We start from the raw sequence: 1,793 nt of genomic DNA on the forward strand, positions 1-1,793 counted from the left end.
CCCACCCGCCGCCAACACGGCAGGCGACCCCAACACACCGCCACCCGACACCAACACGGCAGCCGACCCCAACACACCGCCACCCGACACCAACACGGCAGGCGACCCGAACACGCCACCGGCCGACCCGAACACCTCGCCGGCACAGAACCGGGTCGGTGAGAGCCCCGCGGAGGGTGCACCCGCCGGCCAGGGGCGGACGCCCGAAGACAACGCGGCACCGCCCCGGGCGGGTGAAACGCAGCCGGCCCCGGCCGGCACGCAGCCACGGGCGGACGGCGCACCGCCCGCGGACAGCGCGCCGCCCCGCACGGACGAGGGGCCTCAACGCTCCGGCGACGAGCCTCGGCCGGGAGAGGGCGACCCCCGTTTCCGGCGGGGAAGCACCGACGAAGGCGCCGGCGACGACACGCCGCCAGGGGACGGCGAACCGGAGGCGCGGACCGATCCGCCGGCCGGGCGCGGGCTGCCTCACCAGCAAGCCGACTGGGCACCGCCGTCGTACACCCGCGAAGAGAACATCGATCTCGCGCCCGGCGACCGGGTGGTCGACCAGGCGCCGCTTGAGCCGAACACCAAGTACACCGTCTACGAGACCGATGCCGCGGGGAACCAGGTCCCCCGAAGCGAGGCCTACACGGACGGCGACGGCAACGTCACCCACGTCACCAACGTCACGCCGGAGGACCCCGGCGCCCCGGCCGTCGACCCGAACGAGAACGTCGACCTGACCCGTCCCGACCCGGGCGTCACGCACAAGGTCGAGCTCGGGTTCGACGAGCCGCACATCTTCACGGGCGAGCCCCACACGGGCGGCGACGAGGGCATGGCGCCCGCCGCCACGAGGTTCGACCCCCCGCCGGACGCGACGCCGGTGCGGTGGCCGGGTACCTACGACGTCGGGGCGGACGGCCCGTTCTCGGCCCGGCAGGACCTCCCGCCGAACTCGCGGATCGAGGTGCGCGGCCCGGACGGCAAGCTCCACGGCGTCTTCTGGACGGACGCGAACCGGCAGGTCACGCACGTCCGGACGTGGTACGGCGACCGGGAGCACGGCTACAACCCGGAACTGGGCGACAGCAACAGGACCGTCAAGAAGTGGGGCGTCCCCCGGCCCGACACCCACTACCTCGTCGAGCCGCACGACCGCTTCCAGACCGCCGACCCCAACCCGCCGCTCGACCCGCCGGACGCCGCCCGCACCGGCGACTTCGGCGACAACGGCGTCGAGCCCGGGACGTTCCTCTTCCACACCGACGACCGCGGGCAGACGGACACGGCCAGCGGACGTCCCGAGTACGACACGCCCCACTCGGACGAGGAGCAGCGCAACGACGCCGTCCAGAAGAAGGTCGGCCACATCGGCAAGGGCACCGGCGAGTACCCGGGCGGCCGTTTCGACGGCGGCCACATCTTCCCGCACGAGGGGCGGGGGCCGGGAGAGCGGATCAACTACTTCCCGCAGTGGAGCCCCACGAACCGCGGGAACTCGGGCACGGGCCTCCTCCCCTCCGACACCTGGCGGCAGTCGTTCGAGAGCCTTCTCGAGCAGCGCCACACCCGCAACCCCGACGTCACGATCGAGCGGATCGACTTCTTCCCGGAACCGAACGATCCGAGGATCACTCCGGAGGTCGTCCACACCCGCTGGACGGAGACCGACAACTCCCAGAACCCCCCGGTCACCACCACGCACTACCGGAGCTACCACAACCTCGACCCGAGCCAGCGCGGCGGTGGCGGCACGACGCCTCCCGCCTCCTCGCCGCCCGGGGGCACCGCCCCGCCCGCCC

1 protein-coding gene is annotated in these 1,793 nt (G+C 73.3%); it reads left to right on the plus strand.

The features are described from left to right. Positions 1-544: 544 nt before the first annotated feature. The coding region (locus tag E1266_RS37075) for a hypothetical protein (protein ID WP_207946159.1) at positions 545-1,793 on the plus strand (1,249 nt) is incomplete at its 3' end.

Source organism: Actinomadura sp. 7K534, assembly GCF_004348575.1.
GTDB lineage: Bacteria > Actinomycetota > Actinomycetes > Streptosporangiales > Streptosporangiaceae > Spirillospora > Spirillospora livida.